Here is an 18,627-nt window from a genome sequence, read left to right on the forward strand (position 1 = left end):
TTCACTCACTCACCGCGGTGGCTCGCACGCGTCCGAGCTGCGGGGACTCCTCCCCTCGCGTCGCGCGGACCATGAATCGGACCGCCCCAGTATTCCATGCGGCGGGCAGCCAGATCCGGGTGGAGTCGCCGCCGGTGAAGCGCGGCCGGGCGGGGTCGTCGAGCCAGACCCGGCCGAGGAGTTCGCCGGCCGCGAAGGCGCTGACGCGGATCTGCCGGCCCTCGAGGCGGAGCGAGAGTCCGCCGGTGGGGACCTCGACGTCGAACCAGGCTTCGTCGCCGGGGGCGAGGTCGAGCGGGAGGCGCACCCGTTCGCCGGTGGCGGCGGTCGCGGCGAGGGCGAGGAGGGCGTCGTCGGGCTGCGGCTCGACGTCCCAGCCGCGCACGGGTTCGAGCCGGAGCAGTTCGGCGCGCAGCGCGGCGCCCGGGCGGTGCGGCACGGTGACGGCGACGTCGGAGCCCTCGCCGGGGGCGAGGGTGAGCCAGGGCTCGTCGGCCGTGACGAGGTGCGTGACGCCGTCGACGGCGACGTCGGCCGGGCCGTCGAGCCCGTCGAGCCGCAGCGCGTGGTGCGATGCGCCGTCCGTGGGCAGGCCGCGCCGGTAGGTGACGGGTGTGCCGGCTCGCGTGCTGCTCCAGCCCGCGAGGCCGCGCAGGGGCGCGGGGTCGCCGGGCCAGGTTCCCGGCCCTGTCACCTCCCACAGCGCGGACACGTCGGTGCGCCCGGTGACGGACCACACCCGCCCGATCCCGCGGAGCGAGCCCATCCGCAGCGCGGGCAGTCGCACGTCGTCGAAGTTGGCGTGGCCCCAGGTCTCGACGGTGGCCTCCAGCCGGCGCGCGCCGGCGACGGGCACCAGGGTCGTGGCGCCGAATCGTGCGAGGGCGGGCCGGGCGTCGTCGTCCAGCGTGAGGTCCGCGATGTCCGACGTGCCCTGGAGCAGCAGTTCGGCCAGGCCGCCGATGTCGGCGCCGTAGTGCGTGCGGCCCCGGAAGACGCCGAGCGCCTCGGACGACGGCGGCAGGTCGTGCCGGGTGGTCGTGCCGGTCCGGGTGGCGAGGTCGAGCCGGGTGGCGGTCTCGACGACGGTGGGGTCGCTCCCGGTGGGCGCGGTGGCGGACGCCTCGCCGACGTCGTCGGGGTGGAGGACGATGACGGGCCAGGTCGCGCCCGCGGCGGTGAGCGTGGTGCGGACCGGGGTGCCGGGAGCGGGGGCGGCGAGTTCGGCGGACGCGGCGGCGCCGGGGGTCGCCGCACGGCGCCACGCCGAACGGGTCCCGCGATCGAGCGTCTCGACCGCCTCGACTGCATCGAGGACGAGGGCACTGGTGCCGCGGGCCGAGAGCGTGAGGCCGTCCGGGCCGGCGCCGACGAGGTCGGCGGTGGTGAGGCGGAGCGTGCCGGGCAGGCCGAAGCCGGCCAGCGGCAGGTCGCGCAGGACGAGCAGGCAGGATGCCGGCGGGAGCGGGACCGTCACCGACCCGTCTTCGGCCACCGGCGCCGAACCGTTCTCCGACGCCGGCATGCTCCGGGCCGCGTCCCCCTCCGCAGGCGCAGGCAGCGTGACGGTCCCCCACTCCTCCGTGAGGTTCGGGACGCCGAGGAGTTCGCCGCCGCCGTCGAGCACGAGGCGCGACGGCGACGCGCTCGTGGCGACGTCGGTGGTGTACGCCCCGGGTGCGGCCTCGGGCGTGGCCCGGGCGAGCGCCGGGCCGAGCGTCCGCAGGACCGCGGACAGGACGCGCGCCTCCGCGTGCTCGGGGCGCGGGGCGCCGACGGGGTCGAGGTAGCCGCCGAAGTCGTAGTCGTGCGACATGAAGCCGCCGGGGTCGCCCCAGTTGCCGACCGAGGGCGTCCAGCCGAAGTCGTAGCCCGACGCCTGCAGGTAGGGCGCGACGACCTTCGCGCCGCTGACCACCAGCCGCCGGAGCGTGGCGTGGCGCCGGTTCGTCTCGGTGACGAGCAGCGGCAGCCTGCGGCGGGCGGTGAGATCCGCGTAGCGCCGCACCTCGGGCTCGACGAACGGCGAGCGGTCGTCGGGGTAGAAGTTGACGGCGGGCACGACACCGTCCACGTCGCCGGTGGCGCCGGTCAGGTCGCCCTGCCCGGCGCACGCGACGAGGGGGACGCCGATGCCGTGCCGCAGGGCGAGGTCGCGCAGCCGGCCGACGTACCCGGCGCGGTCCTCGCAGTCGAAGAAGTCGAGCTCGTTCTCGAGCTGGACGGCGACGACCGCGCCGCCGCGGCCGTGCTCGCGCGCGGCGAGCAGCGGCAGGATCCGGTCGAACCACGCCTCCACGTGGGCGAGGTAGCGGGGCTCGTGCTGCCGGAGCCGCAGCCCCTCCTCGAGGGCGAGCCACGCGGGCAGGGCGCCGCCGTCCCACTCCGAGCAGATGTACGGGCCGGGGCGGGCGACCACCTTCAGCCCGACGGCGTGCGCGAGGTCGAGGAACGCCGCGACGTCGCGGCGCCCCTCGAAGTCCCACCGGCCCGGGGCGATCTCGTGGAAGTTCCACGGGACGTAGACGTCCACGAGGTCGTAGCCCGACGCGCGCACGGCCGCCAGGCGGGAGGGCCACGACTCGCGGGGGACGCGGAAGTAGAAGAGGGAGGCGCACAGGCGCACCCGTTCGCCGCCGTCGAGCACGAGCCCGGAGGGGCCCAGGGAGACGGCGGTCGCGGTCGTCTCGGTCACGTCGTACCTGCGCTTTCCACGGGGTCGGCCGCGGCGGGTGCGGCGGCAGCGGCGGATTCGGCGTCGGCGGGCGGGATGTAGGTGCCGAAGACGCTGGTGAACACGCGGGCGTTCACGAAGGCGATCCCCGCGAACCCGATGAGGAACCAGGCCAGGCCGTAGGCCGTGGCCGCCGGGTAGAAGACCGTGACGACGACGGGCAGCGTGGTGACGAGGAGGATCGCCAGCGACGCGAACAGGTGCCGGATCGACATCTTGCGCGCGTTGTTCAGCACCTCCGGCACGGTGTTCTCGAACTTCGCCAGGTAGGGGAACGCGTACAGCGCCACCAGCACCACCCGGAACGCCATCAGGTAGCAGGTCGCCTGCAGGACGAACCGGACGACGACGGAGACGTCGAGGACCTCGACCGCCACGTACCAGGCGGCGGGGACCAGCCCGAGGAATCCCACGGCCAGGCCCAGCAGGGTCGCCTGCCGGAAGTTCTCGCGGAACGACCGGAGGTAGTCACCGGTCACCGACTCGTGCGCGTCGGCCGCGATCCTCATGGCGGTGTAGTTCAGGGCGGTCAGCGACGCGCCCAGGGTGACGACCGGGAGGGACGTGGCGAGGAACACCACGTTGAGGATCATCAGGTCGGCGACCCTGGTCAGGAACCGCAGGAGCGGCGAGTCCGCGTGGAAGATCCCGCTCACGCCTCCCCCTTTCTCTCACGGACGGGGCCGTGCGGGCCCGGCGTTCTGCGCACGGGCCCGCACGGCTGAACCGGTCGGTTACTTCAGACCGCGCTCCTCGGCCCAGGCGTCCATGTCGGACTGGATGGAGTCCCGCGCGTCCTCGTAGCCCGCGTCGAGCAGCTTCTGCCGCATCTCGTCGATCGCGGCCGCCGGGTCGTCGAACTTGCCGTACTGGAGCTGCGGGATGTACTCGGACAGCACGCCCCCCATGGCCGCCAGCGTGGGATCGATCAGGTCCTTGTTCGGCACGAACGTCGAGTACGGGTACTCCTTCGCCACCGCGTCGAGCCCGTCGTAGATCTCCTGCTTGTTCGGGGCATCGGTGACCCGGTCCAGCTCGAACTCGTCCATGCGGCCCGCCCAGAAGTTCGACCCCAGGGCGTCCGTGGAGGAGTCGTAGCCCTCCGGGTAGCCGAGCTCGCCGTCCTCCGTGATGACGTAGTCCGTGCCCTCGATGCCGGCCGTGAGCAGCATGTAGGCCTCCTGGTCGTTCCGGATGACGTCGTACACCTCGAGCGCCTTCTCGGGGTTGTTCGAGGTGGCGTTCACGGCCATGGCGCCGTGCGTGAGGATGTCCCGGAAGACGTTCCCGTTCTCCTGGCCCCAGTAGAAGAACTTCGGGTCCGAGCCGGGCTGCTTCTTCGTCATGTTGTCGACGATCGTGCCGACGTACGTCTGCGTGTGGTGCTGGTCCACGCCGGACAGGCCCGCGAAGAACTGCTCACGTGTCTGGCCGTCGTAGTTCAGCGCGTCCTCGCGCCAGACACCGATCTCGTTCCACTCCTTCGCGAGCTCGGCAGCCTCGAGGAGCTCGTCGCCCTCCATGTACCAGGACGTCACCGTGTAGGGGTCCGCCTCCGTGGTCTGGAACGGGAAGTAGTTGCCGGCGGTGAGCTGTCCGATCGTCTGGCCGTCGGTGTGGCCCTGGAGGTACCCGATCAGGGCGGCCTCGTTGGCTCCCGCGACGTCCCAGGGGTAGGCGTCCGGCTGATTCTCCTTGACCCACTCGAAGTAGGTGGTGAAGTCCTCGAACCTCGTGATCGTGCCGTCCTCGAAGCCGGCCTCGGCGGCCCAGTCACCACGGTAGAAGAAGCCGTGGTTCGTCCACTGCGTGAAGTTGTCCTCGGGGATGAAGTAGATCTGGCCGTCGTCGAGCTTGGTCAGCTCCCAGTGCCCCTCGGCGTCCACCTGCTCCCAGGTGCGCGGCGCGTGCTCCTGCAGCATCTCCTCGGACAACGGCAGGAACGCACCCTTCTCCGCGTTCTCCCAGGCGAAGAGCCAGTCCGTCGCCGTGGTGATCAGGTCGATGCTGTCGTCGCCCGCCAGGAGCTGGGTGTTGTACTGGGTCTGCCAGTCGGCCCATTCCACGTAGAACAGGTCGAGGTTGGCGTTCACCTCTTCCTCGAGCAGCGGGTTCAGCTCCTCCAGCATCGCCTCGAGGCGACCGTTGGTGGGCTTGTCACCGAGCACGAGCATGGTGATCGTCGTCGGCTCCCCGGACTCGGTGCCGTCGCTCGGGCCGCACGCGGCGAGGGTCGTCGTGGTCACGGCCAGGGCGAGGGCCGCGGCCGCGGCCCTGGCGAGTCGATTTCTCATCATTGAGACTCCATCGATGTGTTGGGTACTGCGTTCCTTGAAATATTGCTCGAAACGTGATCCGAAAGGTTCGTCGAAATGTTCCTTGAAGTGCCGGTCAGCCCTTGACCGCCCCGACCGTGATCCCGCTGACGAAGTACTTCTGGACGAACGGGTACACGAGCACGATCGGCCCTGTCGCCACCACGGCGCTCGCCATCTTCAGCGTGTTGCTCGGCAGTTCCGTGATGCTCACGTTCGAGCCGGCCACGGAATTCCTCAGTGCGTTCGCGGTATTGATGATGTTGTACAGGTGGTACTGCAGGGGCTTGAACTCCACCGTGCTGCCGAGGTACAGGGAGGACAGGTACCACTCGTTCCAGTACGCGAGGGCCAGGAACAGCCCGATCGTGGCGAGCGCCGGTTTCATCATCGGCAGGACGAGCCGGAGGAAGATCCGGAAGTCCCCCGCCCCGTCGACCTTCCCGGACTCGACGATCTCGTACGGGATCGAGCGCATGAAGTTCTTCATCAGGATGATCAGCCACGGGGTCATGAGCAGCTGGAGGAACACCGCCAGATAGCTGCCCCTCAGCTCGAGGTAGCGCGAGACCCAGATGTACGTGGGGGCGAGCCCCGCGGAGAACAGGGTCGTGAAGTAGATGAAGAAGGAGATCCCGTTGCGGAACGGGAAGTCCCTGCGGTTCAGGGCGTACCCCGTCATCGCGATGATGAACAGCCCGATGGCTGTGCCCGAGACCGTCATCACGATCGTGACCACGTACGAGCCGATGATCTGCCGCGGAGCCCGGAAGATGTACTCGTAGGCGGCGAACGTGAACTCCTTGGGCAGCAGGCCGAAGCCGTCCCGCATGATCGCCGTCTCGCTGGACAGCGACGCCGAGAGGATCAGGACGAAGGGCAGCGTGCAGAAGGTGGCGAACAGCGTGACCGTGAGGTACGAGATGCCCCGCAGTACGTAGTCGCTCCGGTCGAGCCTGACCTTGCGCGGCGCCCTTGCCGCGGCGACGTGACTCATCTCGTGCCTTTCTGCGTCAGAAGAGCGCATGGTGTCAGAAGAGCGCATAGTCTTCGTTGATCCGTCGCACGATCCAGTTGGCCAGGAGCACGAGCGCGAACCCGAACAGGGACTGGTACAGCCCGACCGCCGTGGAGGACGTGAAGTTGTTCTGGGACAGGATCATCCGGTACACGGAGGTCTCGATGATGTCGGTCGTGGAGAACAGCGCCGCGTTGTTCCCGATCAGGTTCCAGAACAGCCCGAAGTTGCCGTTCATGATCCCGCCCAGCGAGAACAGCAGAAGGATGATGAACGTGGGTTTCAGGCTCGGCAGGATGATGTACCGGATGCGCTGCCACGCCGAGGCGCCGTCGATCGCCGCTGCCTCGAACAGCGAGTTGTCGATGCCCATGATCGCCGCGAAGTAGACGATGGATCCGTACCCGGTGCTCTGCCACAGCTGGAACAGGACGATGATGATCGGCCAGGCGCCGGCGATGCTGTAGATCTTGATCGGATCCCCGCCGGTCTGCTGGATGAGCGCGTTGACGTACCCGGTGTCGTAGTTCAGCAGGTTGAAGGCGATGACGCCGATGAGGACGACGGAGATGAAGTACGGCAGGAACATGACGGCCTGGCTGATCTTCTTGAAGTACTTCGCCCTGATCTCGTTCAGCATGATCGCCAGCGCGATCTGGAGGATGTTCCCCAGCACGATGAAGGCCAGGTTGTAGAGGACCGTGTTCCTGGTGAGCAGCCACAGCTGTCCGGACTGGACGAGGAACTCGAAGTTCCTCAGGCCCACGAACGGACTCCCGAAGATGCCGTCCCGGTAGTTGAAGTTCGTGAACGCGATCCACGCGCCCGGCATCGGGGCGTAGCTGAAGACGACGAAGAACGCGATGGCCGGAAGGCACATGAGGAGCAGCGTCCGGTTCCGGCCGATCCGTCGCAGCAGCGACGCCCGCGGCCGGGTCGGCACGGGGTCGTGCTCCTCGACGTCGGTGCGCGTCGCCGCGCTCGCCTGCATCACCACGGCAAGCCGCCTCTCTGCGGTCGGGCACCGGCCTCGTCGCCGGCGCCGCCTGGTTGCAATGCGGCTAAAACTAACCGTCGGGAAAATCGCTTGACAACAGCCTGGGGTCACGAAATGGTCACGATGTTTGCGTTAACATGCGTCACGTAAGCTGGCGAGGGCCGCGCGCCGGCCCGGCCGCCGAGGCCGACCGGCGTCCCGGGCTCATCGCGTCGGGAGCAACCCCCGCCGGTACGCCTCGCCGACCGCCGCCGCCCGGTCCCGCACCCCGAGCTTGTCGTACACGTGCAGCAGGTGGGTCTTGATGCTGGCCTCGCTGATGAACAGGCGCCGGGCGGCCTCCCGGTTGGAGGCGCCGTCGGCGACCAGGGCGAGCACCTCCAGCTCACGTGCCGAGAGCACGGCGGCCGCCGGGCGTCGCACCTGCCCCATGAGCCGGCCCGCCGCCGACGGCGCGAGCACCGCCTCGCCGCGATGGGCCGCGCGCACGGCGCGCGCCAGGTCGTCCGTCGAGGCGTCCTTGAGCAGGTAGCCGGTGGCGCCCGCGGCGACGGCGGGCAGCACGTCCGCCTCGCCGTCGAACGTGGTCAGCACCAGGACATGGATGTCGGGGGCCAGCTCGCGCAGCGCGGCGATCGCCTCGACGCCGTCCATCACGGGCATGCGCAGATCCATGAGCACCACGTCCACGTCCCCCTCGCGCGCACGCGCCACGGCCTGGCGACCGTCGGACACCTCGCCGACCACGGTGACGCCGGGGTCGTCCGCGAACGCCCCGCGCAGGCCGTTGCGGACCACGGGGTGGTCGTCGGCGATCAGGACGCGGATCGGCGTTCGCGGCGCGGCGTCGGCGTCGGCGTCGGCGTCGGCGTCGGCGTCGGCGTCCGTCATGATGCCCCGCCGGGACTCCCCGGGCCCGCCGGGACGGCCGCGCTGACGGCCGTGCCCTCGCCCGGCGCCGTCTCGACCGTGAGGGAGCCGCCCACGCCGGCGAGCCGTCGCCGCATCCCGGCGAGCCCGAAGCCGCCGGCCTCCCCGGGCTCCGCCGGCCGGGCCGTGTCCGCGTTACGGAACCCCGTACCGTCGTCCCGCACGTCCAGCAGCACCGTGTCCTCGGTGTAGCTCAGGGTGACCCCTACCCGGGCCGCGCGGGCGTGTCGGGCCACGTTCGTCAGAGACTCCTGGGCCGTGCGGAACAGCGCGATCTCGGCCGAGGGCGGGAGCATCACCGGCGTCCCGGTGACCTCGAATGCGGCCGGGAGGTCGTGGTCCGCGGACCAGCGGTCCGTCAGCGACATCAGTGCCTCCGGGAGCCGGCTCTCCACCAGCTCGGCCGGGTGCAGCGCCTGGACCGACCGGCGCGCCTCGCCGAGGGACTCGCGGGCGAGAGCCAGCGCCCGGTCCACGTGCGGCCGGGCACGCCCCGGGTCCTCCCACACGCGCTGCGCGGCCTGCACCTGGGTGACGATACCCGTCAGGCCCTGGGCCAGCGTGTCGTGGATCTCCCCGGCGAGACGCCGGCGCTCGTCCGCGCCGCCGGCCTCCCGGGCCTGCTCGACGAGCAGCACGTGCAGGCGCTCGTTCTCGGCGAGCGCCGCCGCGAGCCGGCGCACGGTGTCGGCCTGCCGGTCGTGGCGCTCGAGCTCCTTGGCGGAGAAGACGTAGCCCCCGGTGATCGCGGCGGACTGGACCAGGACGACGGTCACGAACACGCCGACGGAATGCGGCACCGGATCCAGCGGGGAGAAGGTCATCCCGTTGACGACCAACGAGGTGGCGAGGACGGCCGCCCCGGTGAGCGGCCATGGACGCAGGTGGTAGCTGTGGAAGAAGCCGGTGATGGCGAAGATCACGTAGAGGTCGTCGTACCGGATCAGGGCCGCGGACAGCGCCAGCAGCCCGGCGAGATGGACGGCGGCACCGGGCACGGTGCGCCGGGAGGGGTCCACCCGCGTGTGGCCCAGGTAGACCCATGCGCCGGCCGCGGCGGTCAGGCCCGCGCCGAGAAGCCGGGTGGTGAGGTCGCCGCCGGTGAGCGTCTGGTCGAGCACGAGCGGAACCGCGAGCAGGATCCACGGGAGTGCGACCAGTGCGGCCTCGAACCGCACGCTCCAGTCGGGACCGGTGAGGTCCGCACGCCACTGCCGCACCGACCACCGCCGCGGCGCCGCCCGGTCGGTGGGCCAGGCCGGCGCCGCGGACACGGCCGGGGCGTCGGGTGCCGTCGTGTCGCTCACCGTCCCATCCTGCCGCGCGGGCACACCGTTCAGAACACCCGCTTGGCCCCGGGAATGCTCCGGACCGCCCAGGCGACGGCCCAGCACACCGGGAGCGCGGCGACGGCGAGCAGCACGAACTTCGCCGGTCCCGGCGCATCGAGCGGGGCGAGCAGCCTGCCGATGGCGACGAGGACCAGGCCGTGCACGACGTACACGGCATAGGTGTGCGCCGACAGGAACCGCAGCAAGGCTCCCTGCCTCGCGAACCGGGAGCGGAACAGCGCGAGGGCGGCGACCGTCGTCCCGATCGCCGTGGGGACGAGCCCGGCGGCGACCACGAACGACTGCCACGTCCCGCCGCCGGACGCCTCGGGAGCGGCGATGACGGCGAGCTGGACGAGAGCGCCGGCGACCGCGGCCCCCGCACCGATCCAGCCCGCACGGGGAGTCAGGGCGGCGAGCCGGCCGCGACGCAGCGCGAGCGTGCCGAGCACGAAGAACGCGACGTAGAGCGGCAGATGGTCCGGCGTGGGGAGCCCGGCGACCGGCCAGTACGTGCCGGACGGCACCACGATGCGCCACAGATACGTCACGACGACCAGGCCGGCGCCGAGTGCGACGACCGTCCACGCGCCCGGGACGGCGCTGCTCGCACCCGGCTCGGGCGTGACGGGGCCGGGAGTTCCCGGCGCACGCCCGTGGGAACGCGCACCGGCCGCGTGCGGCTCGGCGGAGGCGCGGCGAGCGCGCGCCGTTCGCCAGGCGGCGTAGACGACGCACATGATCAGCAGCACCTCGACGAACCACATCCAGATCGGCCGAGCCGTCTCCAGGTAGAACGCGGCCGGCGACAACTCGGTCCCCGCCGCGGCGGCGTCCCGGGCCGCCTGGTACCTCTGCCCGTCCACGAGCGGGCGCAGCGCCACGACGACCAGCAGCAACGGCAGGCCGAGCCGCCACAGGCGGTCGACGACGAACCGGCGAGCGCCCTTGCGTTCGTAGGAACCGGGCACGAACAGGCCGGACACGAAGAAGAAGGCACTCATGAACCACATCTGGTTGAGCACTCCGAACAGTAGGAGGAGGTCACCGCCCGGCCCGTGATCGGGCTCCCGGTACGGCCAGGCCGGGAAGGGGGCGTAGGTGAACGCGGCGTGGTGCAGCACCACGAGCGCGGTGAGCCAGATGCGGAGGTTGTCGATCCACGCCAGACGCGGCGCGGGCGCAGCGGCGGCGGACGGCGGACCGGCGACGGGAGGGGCGGCCACGGCCGTGCGGGCGGGCAGGACCTGGTCCGGGGGTGTCGTCATGGCGTCCAGCGTGGCCGCGCCCGGGCGAACAGGGATCAACCAGACGGGCATCGATCGGATGATCCCGTGTCGCCCGATCGGTTGATCCCGCCGCGACCGGGCGGGCCTGCCTGCGAACTCAGTGGACGCGCACCGCACCTGGTTGGACGGTGACGCGGAACCGGGTCGTCTCGCCGAGCTCCTCGCCGTCGATCTCGACCACCCGCGGCTCCGCCAGCTCCAGCTCGAGGCTGCGCAGGCGGACGTGCACGGCGCTGGCGCTGCTCTCGGCCGCCGACCGTCCCGTGACGAGCCGCTTGATGCCGTTGTCCCAGACCATGTTGCGCAGCGTGTCGGCCCATCCGGCGGCGCCGGCCGCGCTCAGGGCGAGCAGGTCGAGCTCACCGTCGCCCGGGTCGGCCTCCGGGAGGAGGTTGATCCCGCCCTGAAGGGTTCCGCAGTTGCCGACGAGGAGCGTGTGCACGTGCTCGTGGCGGGGCCGCCCGCCGTCGGCGGTGATCCGGACGTCGAGGGTGTCGCTGGCGGAGAGCGCACGCCCCATCGACTCCACGTAGGCCAGCCAGCCGACGCTGTCCTTCAGGTCGTCGTCGGTCTCGGTGATCATGTGCGCGTCGAGGCCGAAGCCGGCCATGACGGCGAACGCGTGACGTTCGGTGCCACCGGGGAGGTCGATCTCGAGCCGGCCCAGATCGACGGCCCGCGGCTCGGAGGCCAGCACCCGGGCGAAGGCGCCCGCGACGTCCCCGAGAGGCACGCCGAGATTCCTCGCCAGGAGGTTTCCCGTGCCGAGCGGCACGATCCCCAGCGCCACCTCGGCGTCCGCCGCCGCGAGACGCTCGGCGACCGCCCGGACCGTGCCGTCGCCGCCCGCGGCGACGATCACGTCGACACCCTCCTCGAGCGCTCGCGCCGTGGCGCCCTGGCCGGGATCGTCCTCGCTCGTCTCCACCCACAGGGCTGCGGGCGCCGGCGACGCCGAGGAGCCCGCTGCCCCGAGCGCGCGCTCGAGGTCCTCCCGGTTCGTCTTGGCGGGGTTCCAGACGACGCCGACGCGAAGTGCGGACATGTGCGCCCCTGCTTCCGTTGTCGGTGGGACGACGGGGCGCCGCTATCGCGGCGTCTCGTCCTTCTTCCTGACGCTCGTGATGCTGAGCGATCCGGCGTGGGCCTTCTCGTACGCGAGACCGCGGGTCTTGACGAGGCTCGCGACGGTCACCACGGCCAGGATGCCGAGGACGACGCCGAGGCTCAGCGAGGTCGGGATCTCCGGGATGGACTCGTCGATGTCGACGTGAGCCCAGTGCAGGATCAGCTTGACGCCGATGAACGCCAGGATGAGCGCGAGTCCCGCCGAGAGGTACACGAGCCGGTCGAGCAGGCCCTTGACGAGGAAGAACAGCGCCCGCAGCCCCAGCAGCGCGAAGGCGTTCGCGGTGAAGACGACGTACGCCGACTCGGTGACGCCGAAGACGGCGGGGATCGAGTCGAGCGCGAACAACAGGTCCACGCTGCCGATCGCGATCAGCACGATGAACAGCGGGGTGACGACCCGGCGGCCGTTCTCCCTGGCGAAGAGCCTGCCCCCGATGTAGCCGTCGCTGACGGGCAGGAAGCGCCGGGCGCCGCGCACCATGAGGTTGCTCTCGATGTCGGGGTCCTCGTTCCGGTGCCGGAACAACTGCACGGCCGTGTAGAGCAGCAGCAGCCCGAACAGCAGGAACGTGAACGAGAACAGGCTGATGAGGGACGCGCCGAGGGCGATGAAGACGGCGCGCATGAGAAGGGCGAGCACGATGCCGAAGACGAGGACCTTGTGCTGGTGCACGTCCGGGACCGCGAAGGTGCTCATGATGATGACGAACACGAACAGGTTGTCGACCGACAGGCTCTTCTCGATGATGTAGCCCGCGAAGTACTCCGTGCCCGCCGCGTTCCCGTACTGCAGTCCGAACCAGACGCCGAACCCGATCGCCACCGCGATGTAGAACACCGACCACGCGGTGGCCTCCTTGAACCCGACGTGGTGCGGGCGGGCGGCGGCGAGGACCAGATCCACCGCCAGCAGCACGATGATCAGACCGATGGTCAGGGCCCAGGTGAGTGGGCTGATATCGAACACGCTTCCTCCGTCACGACGCCGGCACAAGGGCTGCGCGTCCGACATTATCGGAGAACTGTTCTCGCCGGCCGGGGCGGCGGGCCCGTCGCCCGCTCAGCCGAGGTCGATGACCTCCGTCGTCGTCACGAACGCGTCGAGTGCCCCGTAGCGGTGGCGCGCCTTGTCGAACCACTCCGGGTACGTTCCGGTGGCGGTGACCCGGACGACCTTGCGCCCGGCGGGCAGCGGCGGGCTGACGTAGCGCAGGCCGTGGTCGGGAGCCTTGCTGTAGAAGTCGACCAGCAGGGAATGCAGCACCTGTCCCCGCTCTCCGTCCAGGATCTCGACCCGCCCGTAGCCGCCCCGCTCGTCCGAGTCGCCCACCACGGCCACGCGGTGGCCCGTGAAGACGGCCTCGGCGGCATTCCCGGCACGATTGCTCCGGAACGCCAGCGGCGCGGCCCGGCCCGCCAGGTCGGCCGGCGCGCCGGTCCGCGGCGACCAGGACGGCAGGTAGGAGCCCAGCGTCAGCGTGTCGCCGTCGACCGTGAGGGGTTGCCACACGTACGTGGCCGCCGATCCCTGACGCGGGAACGACCAGCGGTCGCCCATGTACAGGTGGACGACGGCGCCGTCGAGGCGCAGGTCGAGCACGAAGGTGCACTGCGAGTTGAACGTGAGGGACCCGGCGGGCGCGAGGAGTCCGCGAGACGTCCACGGCCCGGTGATCGCGGGGGCGGAGAGGTAGTAGTTGTCGTTCCTCTCCCAGCTCGTCTTGTTCGAGAACAGCAGGAAGTAGGTTCCGTCGTGCGTGAGCATCGCGGGGGACTCGCCGCCCTCGGCGACTCCCGAGACGACCTTCTCCTCGGCGTGCGTGTAGTCGTCGCTCAGCCGGAAGACGTCGCCCTCGTGCAGCAGCAGGTAGCCGGTACCGTCGGCGTCCTGGAAGGTGCCCATGTCCCAGCCGGGCAGCGGTGCTCCCTCGAAGGGCAGCGCGCCGTGGAACGTGTATTCCCCGGCGATCGAGTCGCAGCTGGCCAGGCCGATCCAGGCGTCGGTGTGGGTGCGGTCGTCGGTGTGCATGTACATCATGAACCGGCCGGTGGACGGGCACCGCATCACCTTGACGCGCTCGCCGAGGCGATCCGGCCCGAGCAGCCCGCCGGGCTGCTGCGGCAGCACGATCCGCTCGAACTTCCAGGTGACCAGGTCCGTGGAGGAGTAGCAGCTGAACCCGATGAAGGCGTTGAAGTCGTCGGATCTGTACTCGCCGAAGAGGTAGTACGCGCCGCCCTCCTCGACGATGCACGCGCCGTGCGCGTTGACGGGACGGCCGTCGGTGTCGAACCAGGGGACGCCGTTGACGATCAGGGCCTCGTCCGGGCTGCCGGTCATGCGGGGATCAGCCTTCCTGTCAGGGTGTGGTGCCGGGATCCGGGACCCCGGCACCACGTGTTCGTGAGGGGGCAGGTCAGCCGATGGCCGCCTCGGTCTCGGCGATGAGCTGGTCGGCCGCCGCGTCGGGTGACAGGTTGCCGTACAGGACCTCCTGCGAGAGGCGCAGGAAGATGGCGTTGATCTCGCTCGCCCCCTCGGGGGGCAGCGGACGCGGGTTCTCCGGCTCCGCGAGCCGCTCGGCGAGGTAGGCCGCGGCCTTCTGGTCGGCCACGCCCAGGTCGCCCTGGATCTCGGCGAGCACCTCGGGGTTCGGCGGCAGGCCGCGGTCCGCGCCGAGGATCGCGCCCGCCTCCGGCGAGTTGACGATGAAGTCGATCAGCCTCGCCGCGGCCTCCTTGTGCTCGGAGCTCTCCGCGATGGAGTAGTGCATCGACGGCTTCACCCAGTCGCCGCGCGCCTCCGCGCCGTCCTCCCCCGGCATGCGCAGCAGCTGCAGGTCGACCTCGTCGTTGAGCGCGCCGACCTGGCCGAGCTGGGTCGCCCACCCCGGCTTGAACGCCATCTCGCCCCGCGCGAACGCGTCGCCGTCGTGGGTGTTCTCCTCGATCGAGCGCTCGGGCGACAGCATGCCGCCACTCTCCGTGAGGTCGGCGACGTACTCCCACCACTCGACGAGGGTTTCCTTGCTGAAGCCCAGCCCGCCGTCGTCGCTCCACAACTGCTCGCCGTGCTGGCGGGCGAAGAGGGTGAAGGGCTCCGCGTAGAACGACATCTGGCCCGAGCCCACCGCGTCCGGCACGGCCTCGGGGACCTCCGTCGTGAGCTCGGCGTAGTCCTCCCACGACCACGTGTCGTCGTCGGGCATCTCGAGGCCCGCCTCCTCGACCACGTCGGGGTTCGTCCAGACCGAGTAGGTCGTGAGGCCGCCGGGCACGCCCCAGACCTTGCCGTCCTCGGAGCTGTCGGTGAGGATCGCCTCGCCGTAGGGGGACAGGTCGAGCACGTCGCCGAACTGCGTGAGATCGGCGAGCTGGCCGTTGCGGCCGTACTCGAGCACGTAGGGGTCGACCGTCTGGACGACGTCGGGCATCTCGCCGGTCGCGGCCTTCGTGGCCAGCGCATCCCAGTACGCGTCCCAGGTACCGGGCTCGGTCTCGACCGTGATGTCCGGGTTCTGCTCCTCGAAGAGGTCGATCATCTCCTCGGTCATGGCGTGCCGGGAGTCGACTCCCCACCACGCGAAGCGCAGGGTGACCTGCCCGTCGTCGCCACCCTCGCCGGTCCCCTCGTCGCCGCCGGCGCACCCGGCGAGCGCCAGGGAGACGCTGGTCAGGAGCGCCGCCGCCCGGATGCCTCGTTGCATGTTGTTCCGTGACACTCTGTATTCCTTTCCTGACGCCGGCCGGAAGGGCCGGCATGTCTACTTGAGGCCCGTCGTCGCGATGCCCTTGACCAGGAATCGCTGACCGACGAGAAAGACCACGAAGAGCGGGATCAGCGTGACGACCGACATCGCGAAGAGCGCGCCCCAGTTGGACTCGGACGTGGCGTCGACGAAGTTCCGCAGCGCGACGGAGACGGTCTGCGTCTCGGGCTTGGTGAGGAACACCAGTTGCGTGTAGAAGTCGCTCCACGTCCAGATGAAGGTGAAGATCGCGGTCGTGGCGAGCGCCGGGACCGTGAGGGGGAGCATCACCTGGAGGAAGGTACGCCAGTAGCCCGCGCCGTCGATGCGCGCCGCCTCCTCGAGCTCCCTGGGGATGCCGCGGAAGAACTGCACCATCAGGAACACGAAGAACGCGTCGACGGCCAGGAACTTCGGGACGATGAGCGGGAGGAAGGTGTTCACCCAGCCGATCGACGTGAACATGATGTACTGCGGCACGATGAGCACGTGGATCGGCAGCATGAGCGTGAGCAGCATGGCCGAGAACAGGACCGGCTTCGCCCGGAAGCTCAGCCGCGCGAACGCGTAGGCGGCCGTGGTGCACGACACCAGGTTTCCGATCAGGGCGCCGAGAACGATGATCGCCGAGTTCAGGATGTACCGCCCGAAGGGGTAGGTGAGCCCGTTCCAGCCGTTGGTGTAGTGCTCGAGCGTGATCTCCTCGGGAATCAGGCCGGGGCTGAGGAAGATCAGGTCGTTCGGCTTGAAGGATCCGACCAGCATCCACAGCAGCGGGTAGATCATCAGGACGCCGACGACGACCAGCAACGCGTGCTGGAGGACCTTGCGCACCCCGCCCCGCCGCCGTCGTCCCTGCCGCAGGCTTTCTCCGGGCGCACGACGGGGCGCGACCACGCTGCCGGTGTTCTTGACGTCAGTCGTCATAGTGGACCCAATACTTCGAGACGAGGAAGTTGATCGCGGTGAAGGCCCCGATGATGAGGAGGAGCAGCCAGGCCATCGCGGACGCGTACCCCATCTGGTAGTCGGTGAAGCCGCGCTGGTAGAGGTACAGCGTGTAGAAGAGCGTGGAGTCGACCGGCCCCCCGGTGCCGCCGCTGACCACGAACGCCTGGGTGAAGGACTGGAAGGCGTTGATGATCTGCAGCACGAGGTTGAAGAAGATCACCGGGGTCAGCAGCGGGATCGTGATGCTGCGGAACTGCCGCCAGCGGCCGGCACCGTCGATCGCCGACGCCTCGTAGTACATGTCGGGGATCTGCCGGAGCCCGGCGAGGAAGATGACCATCGACGAGCCGAACGTCCACACGTGCAGCAGGACGAGCGTGCCCAGGGCCGTCTCCGGGTTCGAGATCCAGCCCGGGCCGGTGACGCCGAAGAAGCCCAGCACCTGGTTGATCAGGCCGTTGACGCCGAAGAGCTGCTTCCAGAGCACCGCGATCGCGACGGATCCGCCGAGCAGCGAGGGCAGGTAGTAGACGGAGCGGTAGAACGCCAGCCCCTTGAGGCCGCGGTTGAGCACCATGGCGAGGAACAGCGCGGTCGCGAGCTGCAGCGGAACACCGACCAGGACGTAGGTGAAGGTCACGCCGAGCGACTTGTGCAGCCGGGCGTCGCCGAGCATCCGCTCGTAGTTCTCCACTCCGACCCACGACGGTTCACGCAGCAGGTTGTAGTCGGTGAACGAGAGCACCAGCGAGGCGATCATCGGGCCCAGGGTGATCAGGACCATGCCGACGAACCAGGGGAACAGGAAACTCCACGCCGCGCGCTCCTCCTTGCGCTCCGCGTCCGTGCGCCGGCGGCGGGGGCCGCGCGTGCCGCGTGCGTCGCGCAGATGCCGGAACTCCTCGACGACGGCCATCAGCGTCCGGCGTCCCTGGACCGGGCCGCGAGCTCGGGCGCCGCGGGAACAGGCAGAAATGCCGCGGGTACGGCGGAGGCTGGCATAAGGTTCGACACGTGATACTCCGTCGGATCAGCGCGACTAGTGATCGTTCACTAATCAGGTTGCCGGTCAACTTAGTGAACGATCACCACGTGTGTCAACATGAGCGATGAGAAGGCCGACCGAGAAGCGATGAGGACAGGGAGCGACGTGACACGATCTTCGACGCGGCGAGCCACGATCATGGAGGTCGCGCGCCTGGCGGGTGTCTCGCACCAGACGGTGTCGCGGTACCTGAAGTTCAACGGCGAGGGCCTCAAGCCCGTCACCCGCGAGCGGGTGGAGGCCGCGATCGACGAGCTGAACTACCGCCCGAACCTGCTGGCGCGCTCCATGCGCACCCGGACCACGGGCCGGGTCGCGGTCCTGATCCCGACGCCGGCGTTCAACCCCGCGCGCATGCTCGCCGGCGCCACCTCGGCCGCGCACGAGGCCGGCTACAGCGTCGAGGTGATCAGCCCGGAGGGCGGCGCCGCCGCGCGCACGGATCGCATCCTGGAGCTCGCGGACACGCGCCAGGTGGACGGCATCGTCTCCCTGTCCCCCGTGCACGGCGCCCGGATCGAGGAACTGGCCTCCGACATCCCCGTCGTCGTCTCGGAGGACTTCGACGACGAGATGCGCAGCATCGGCGTGCTGGCGGACGCGGCCCCGGTGACCGAGATGGTCACGCACCTCGCCGAACTCGGGCACCGGCGCTTCTTCCACGTCAGCGGTTCGGCGCAGTTCGCGTCCGCCCGCGCGCGTGCCGAGGTGTTCCGCGAGTCGGTGGAGCGCCTGAGGCTCGAGAACGTCGGCGTCCACGAGGGCGACTGGACCGGCGAATCCGGCATCGAGGCCGTGCGCTCCCTGCCGGCCCGCGGCGCCCCGACCGCCATCATCGCGGCCAACGACCTGGTCGCGGCGGGCGTCATGCGCGGAGCCGTCGAGCGCGGCTGGGACGTCCCGGGAGACGTGAGCGTCACCGGCTGGGACAACAACCAGATCGGCCTGTTCATGACGCCGTCGCTGACGACCGTCGACGTCAACCTCGAGCAGATCGGCGCACGCGCGATGACGCGCCTCATCGCGACCCTCCGCGACGAGGAGCCACGGCTCGACGACGAGCCCCTGAACCGGATCATCTGGCGCGAGTCGACGGCCGCGCCGCGCTGACAACCTGCGCGGGCGTTGCCCCGCGCG

General features: G+C 70.3%; 15 protein-coding genes. 1 reads left to right on the forward strand and 14 read right to left on the reverse strand.

Annotated elements, in window-relative coordinates; all coding sequences use genetic code 11:
- Nucleotide 1: 1 nt before the first annotated feature.
- The 14 genes from IIE03_RS10200 to IIE03_RS10265 all read right to left on the reverse strand — a co-directional run bounded on the left by IIE03_RS10200 (nt 2) and on the right by IIE03_RS10265 (nt 17,361).
- Nucleotides 2-2,695: a beta-galactosidase gene (locus tag IIE03_RS10200; RefSeq protein ID WP_192862645.1), complete on the reverse strand. Its 2,694-nt coding sequence runs from the start codon at nt 2,693-2,695 to the stop codon at nt 2-4.
- A complete protein-coding gene (locus IIE03_RS10205; RefSeq protein ID WP_192862646.1) occupies nt 2,692-3,390 on the reverse strand; it encodes a YesL family protein in 699 nt (232 codons plus the stop codon). The genes IIE03_RS10200 and IIE03_RS10205 overlap by 4 nt, the downstream gene beginning before the upstream one ends.
- A 78-nt stretch (nt 3,391-3,468) precedes the next feature.
- Nucleotides 3,469-5,028: an extracellular solute-binding protein gene (locus tag IIE03_RS10210; RefSeq protein ID WP_192862647.1), complete on the reverse strand. Its 1,560-nt coding sequence runs from the start codon at nt 5,026-5,028 to the stop codon at nt 3,469-3,471.
- Nucleotides 5,029-5,125: 97 nt separating this feature from the next.
- Nucleotides 5,126-6,046 (reverse strand): carbohydrate ABC transporter permease, encoded by a 921-nt coding sequence (locus tag IIE03_RS10215; RefSeq protein WP_192862648.1) that lies wholly within the window; start codon nt 6,044-6,046, stop codon nt 5,126-5,128.
- A gap of 34 nt (nt 6,047-6,080) precedes the next feature.
- On the reverse strand, nt 6,081-7,058 hold the full coding sequence (locus IIE03_RS10220; protein WP_192862738.1) for an ABC transporter permease: 978 nt from the start codon (nt 7,056-7,058) through the stop codon (nt 6,081-6,083).
- A gap of 210 nt (nt 7,059-7,268) precedes the next feature.
- On the reverse strand, nt 7,269-7,955 hold the full coding sequence (locus IIE03_RS10225; RefSeq protein ID WP_192862649.1) for a response regulator: 687 nt from the start codon (nt 7,953-7,955) through the stop codon (nt 7,269-7,271).
- The gene (locus IIE03_RS26710; RefSeq protein ID WP_318842910.1) at nt 7,952-9,301 is read right to left on the reverse strand and encodes a sensor histidine kinase; all 1,350 of its coding nucleotides are present in this window, start codon (nt 9,299-9,301) and stop codon (nt 7,952-7,954) included. The genes IIE03_RS10225 and IIE03_RS26710 overlap by 4 nt, the downstream gene beginning before the upstream one ends.
- 29 nt (nt 9,302-9,330) lie before the next feature.
- Nucleotides 9,331-10,593, reverse strand: a complete 1,263-nt coding sequence (locus IIE03_RS10235) for an acyltransferase family protein (protein ID WP_192862650.1) — start codon at nt 10,591-10,593, stop codon at nt 9,331-9,333.
- A 118-nt stretch (nt 10,594-10,711) separates the two neighbouring features.
- Nucleotides 10,712-11,659, reverse strand: coding sequence for a diacylglycerol/lipid kinase family protein (locus IIE03_RS10240; protein WP_192862651.1), 948 nt, complete (start codon nt 11,657-11,659; stop codon nt 10,712-10,714).
- A gap of 42 nt (nt 11,660-11,701) precedes the next feature.
- Nucleotides 11,702-12,712, reverse strand: a complete 1,011-nt coding sequence (locus IIE03_RS10245) for a TerC family protein (RefSeq protein ID WP_192862652.1) — start codon at nt 12,710-12,712, stop codon at nt 11,702-11,704.
- A gap of 93 nt (nt 12,713-12,805) precedes the next feature.
- Nucleotides 12,806-14,086: a family 43 glycosylhydrolase gene (locus IIE03_RS10250; protein ID WP_192862653.1), complete on the reverse strand. Its 1,281-nt coding sequence runs from the start codon at nt 14,084-14,086 to the stop codon at nt 12,806-12,808.
- Between the two features lie 76 nt (nt 14,087-14,162).
- A complete protein-coding gene (locus IIE03_RS10255; RefSeq protein WP_192862654.1) occupies nt 14,163-15,467 on the reverse strand; it encodes an ABC transporter substrate-binding protein in 1,305 nt (434 codons plus the stop codon).
- Nucleotides 15,468-15,509: 42 nt separating this feature from the next.
- The gene (locus IIE03_RS10260; RefSeq protein ID WP_192862655.1) at nt 15,510-16,421 is read right to left on the reverse strand and encodes a carbohydrate ABC transporter permease; all 912 of its coding nucleotides are present in this window, start codon (nt 16,419-16,421) and stop codon (nt 15,510-15,512) included.
- A complete protein-coding gene (locus IIE03_RS10265; protein WP_192862656.1) occupies nt 16,411-17,361 on the reverse strand; it encodes a carbohydrate ABC transporter permease in 951 nt (316 codons plus the stop codon). Before IIE03_RS10265 ends, IIE03_RS10260 begins: the two co-directional genes overlap by 11 nt.
- Nucleotides 17,362-17,595: 234 nt before the next feature.
- On the opposite strand from IIE03_RS10265, the gene IIE03_RS10270 reads away from it, so the two are divergent.
- Complete coding sequence (locus IIE03_RS10270; RefSeq protein WP_318842911.1) at nt 17,596-18,600, forward strand: LacI family DNA-binding transcriptional regulator; 1,005 nt, start codon at nt 17,596-17,598, stop codon at nt 18,598-18,600.
- Nucleotides 18,601-18,627: the final 27 nt, after the last annotated feature.

The organism is Myceligenerans pegani, from assembly GCF_014892515.1.
Taxonomy (GTDB): Bacteria; Actinomycetota; Actinomycetes; order Actinomycetales; family Cellulomonadaceae; genus Myceligenerans; species Myceligenerans pegani.

Bases quoted from the DNA above. Each gene is read 5' to 3' on its own strand.
- IIE03_RS10220 (WP_192862738.1), bottom strand. From the start codon at position 7,058: ATGCAGGCGAGCGCGGCGACGCGCACCGACGTCGAGGAGCACGACCCC.
- IIE03_RS10215 (WP_192862648.1), bottom strand. From the start codon at position 6,046: ATGAGTCACGTCGCCGCGGCAAGGGCGCCGCGCAAGGTCAGGCTCGAC.
- IIE03_RS10265 (WP_192862656.1), bottom strand. From the start codon at position 17,361: ATGGCCGTCGTCGAGGAGTTCCGGCATCTGCGCGACGCACGCGGCACG.
- IIE03_RS10210 (WP_192862647.1), bottom strand. From the start codon at position 5,028: ATGAGAAATCGACTCGCCAGGGCCGCGGCCGCGGCCCTCGCCCTGGCC.
- IIE03_RS10235 (WP_192862650.1), bottom strand. From the start codon at position 10,593: ATGACGACACCCCCGGACCAGGTCCTGCCCGCCCGCACGGCCGTGGCC.
- IIE03_RS10225 (WP_192862649.1), bottom strand. From the start codon at position 7,955: ATGACGGACGCCGACGCCGACGCCGACGCCGACGCCGACGCCGACGCC.
- IIE03_RS10260 (WP_192862655.1), bottom strand. From the start codon at position 16,421: ATGACGACTGACGTCAAGAACACCGGCAGCGTGGTCGCGCCCCGTCGT.
- IIE03_RS10250 (WP_192862653.1), bottom strand. From the start codon at position 14,086: ATGACCGGCAGCCCGGACGAGGCCCTGATCGTCAACGGCGTCCCCTGG.
- IIE03_RS10240 (WP_192862651.1), bottom strand. From the start codon at position 11,659: ATGTCCGCACTTCGCGTCGGCGTCGTCTGGAACCCCGCCAAGACGAAC.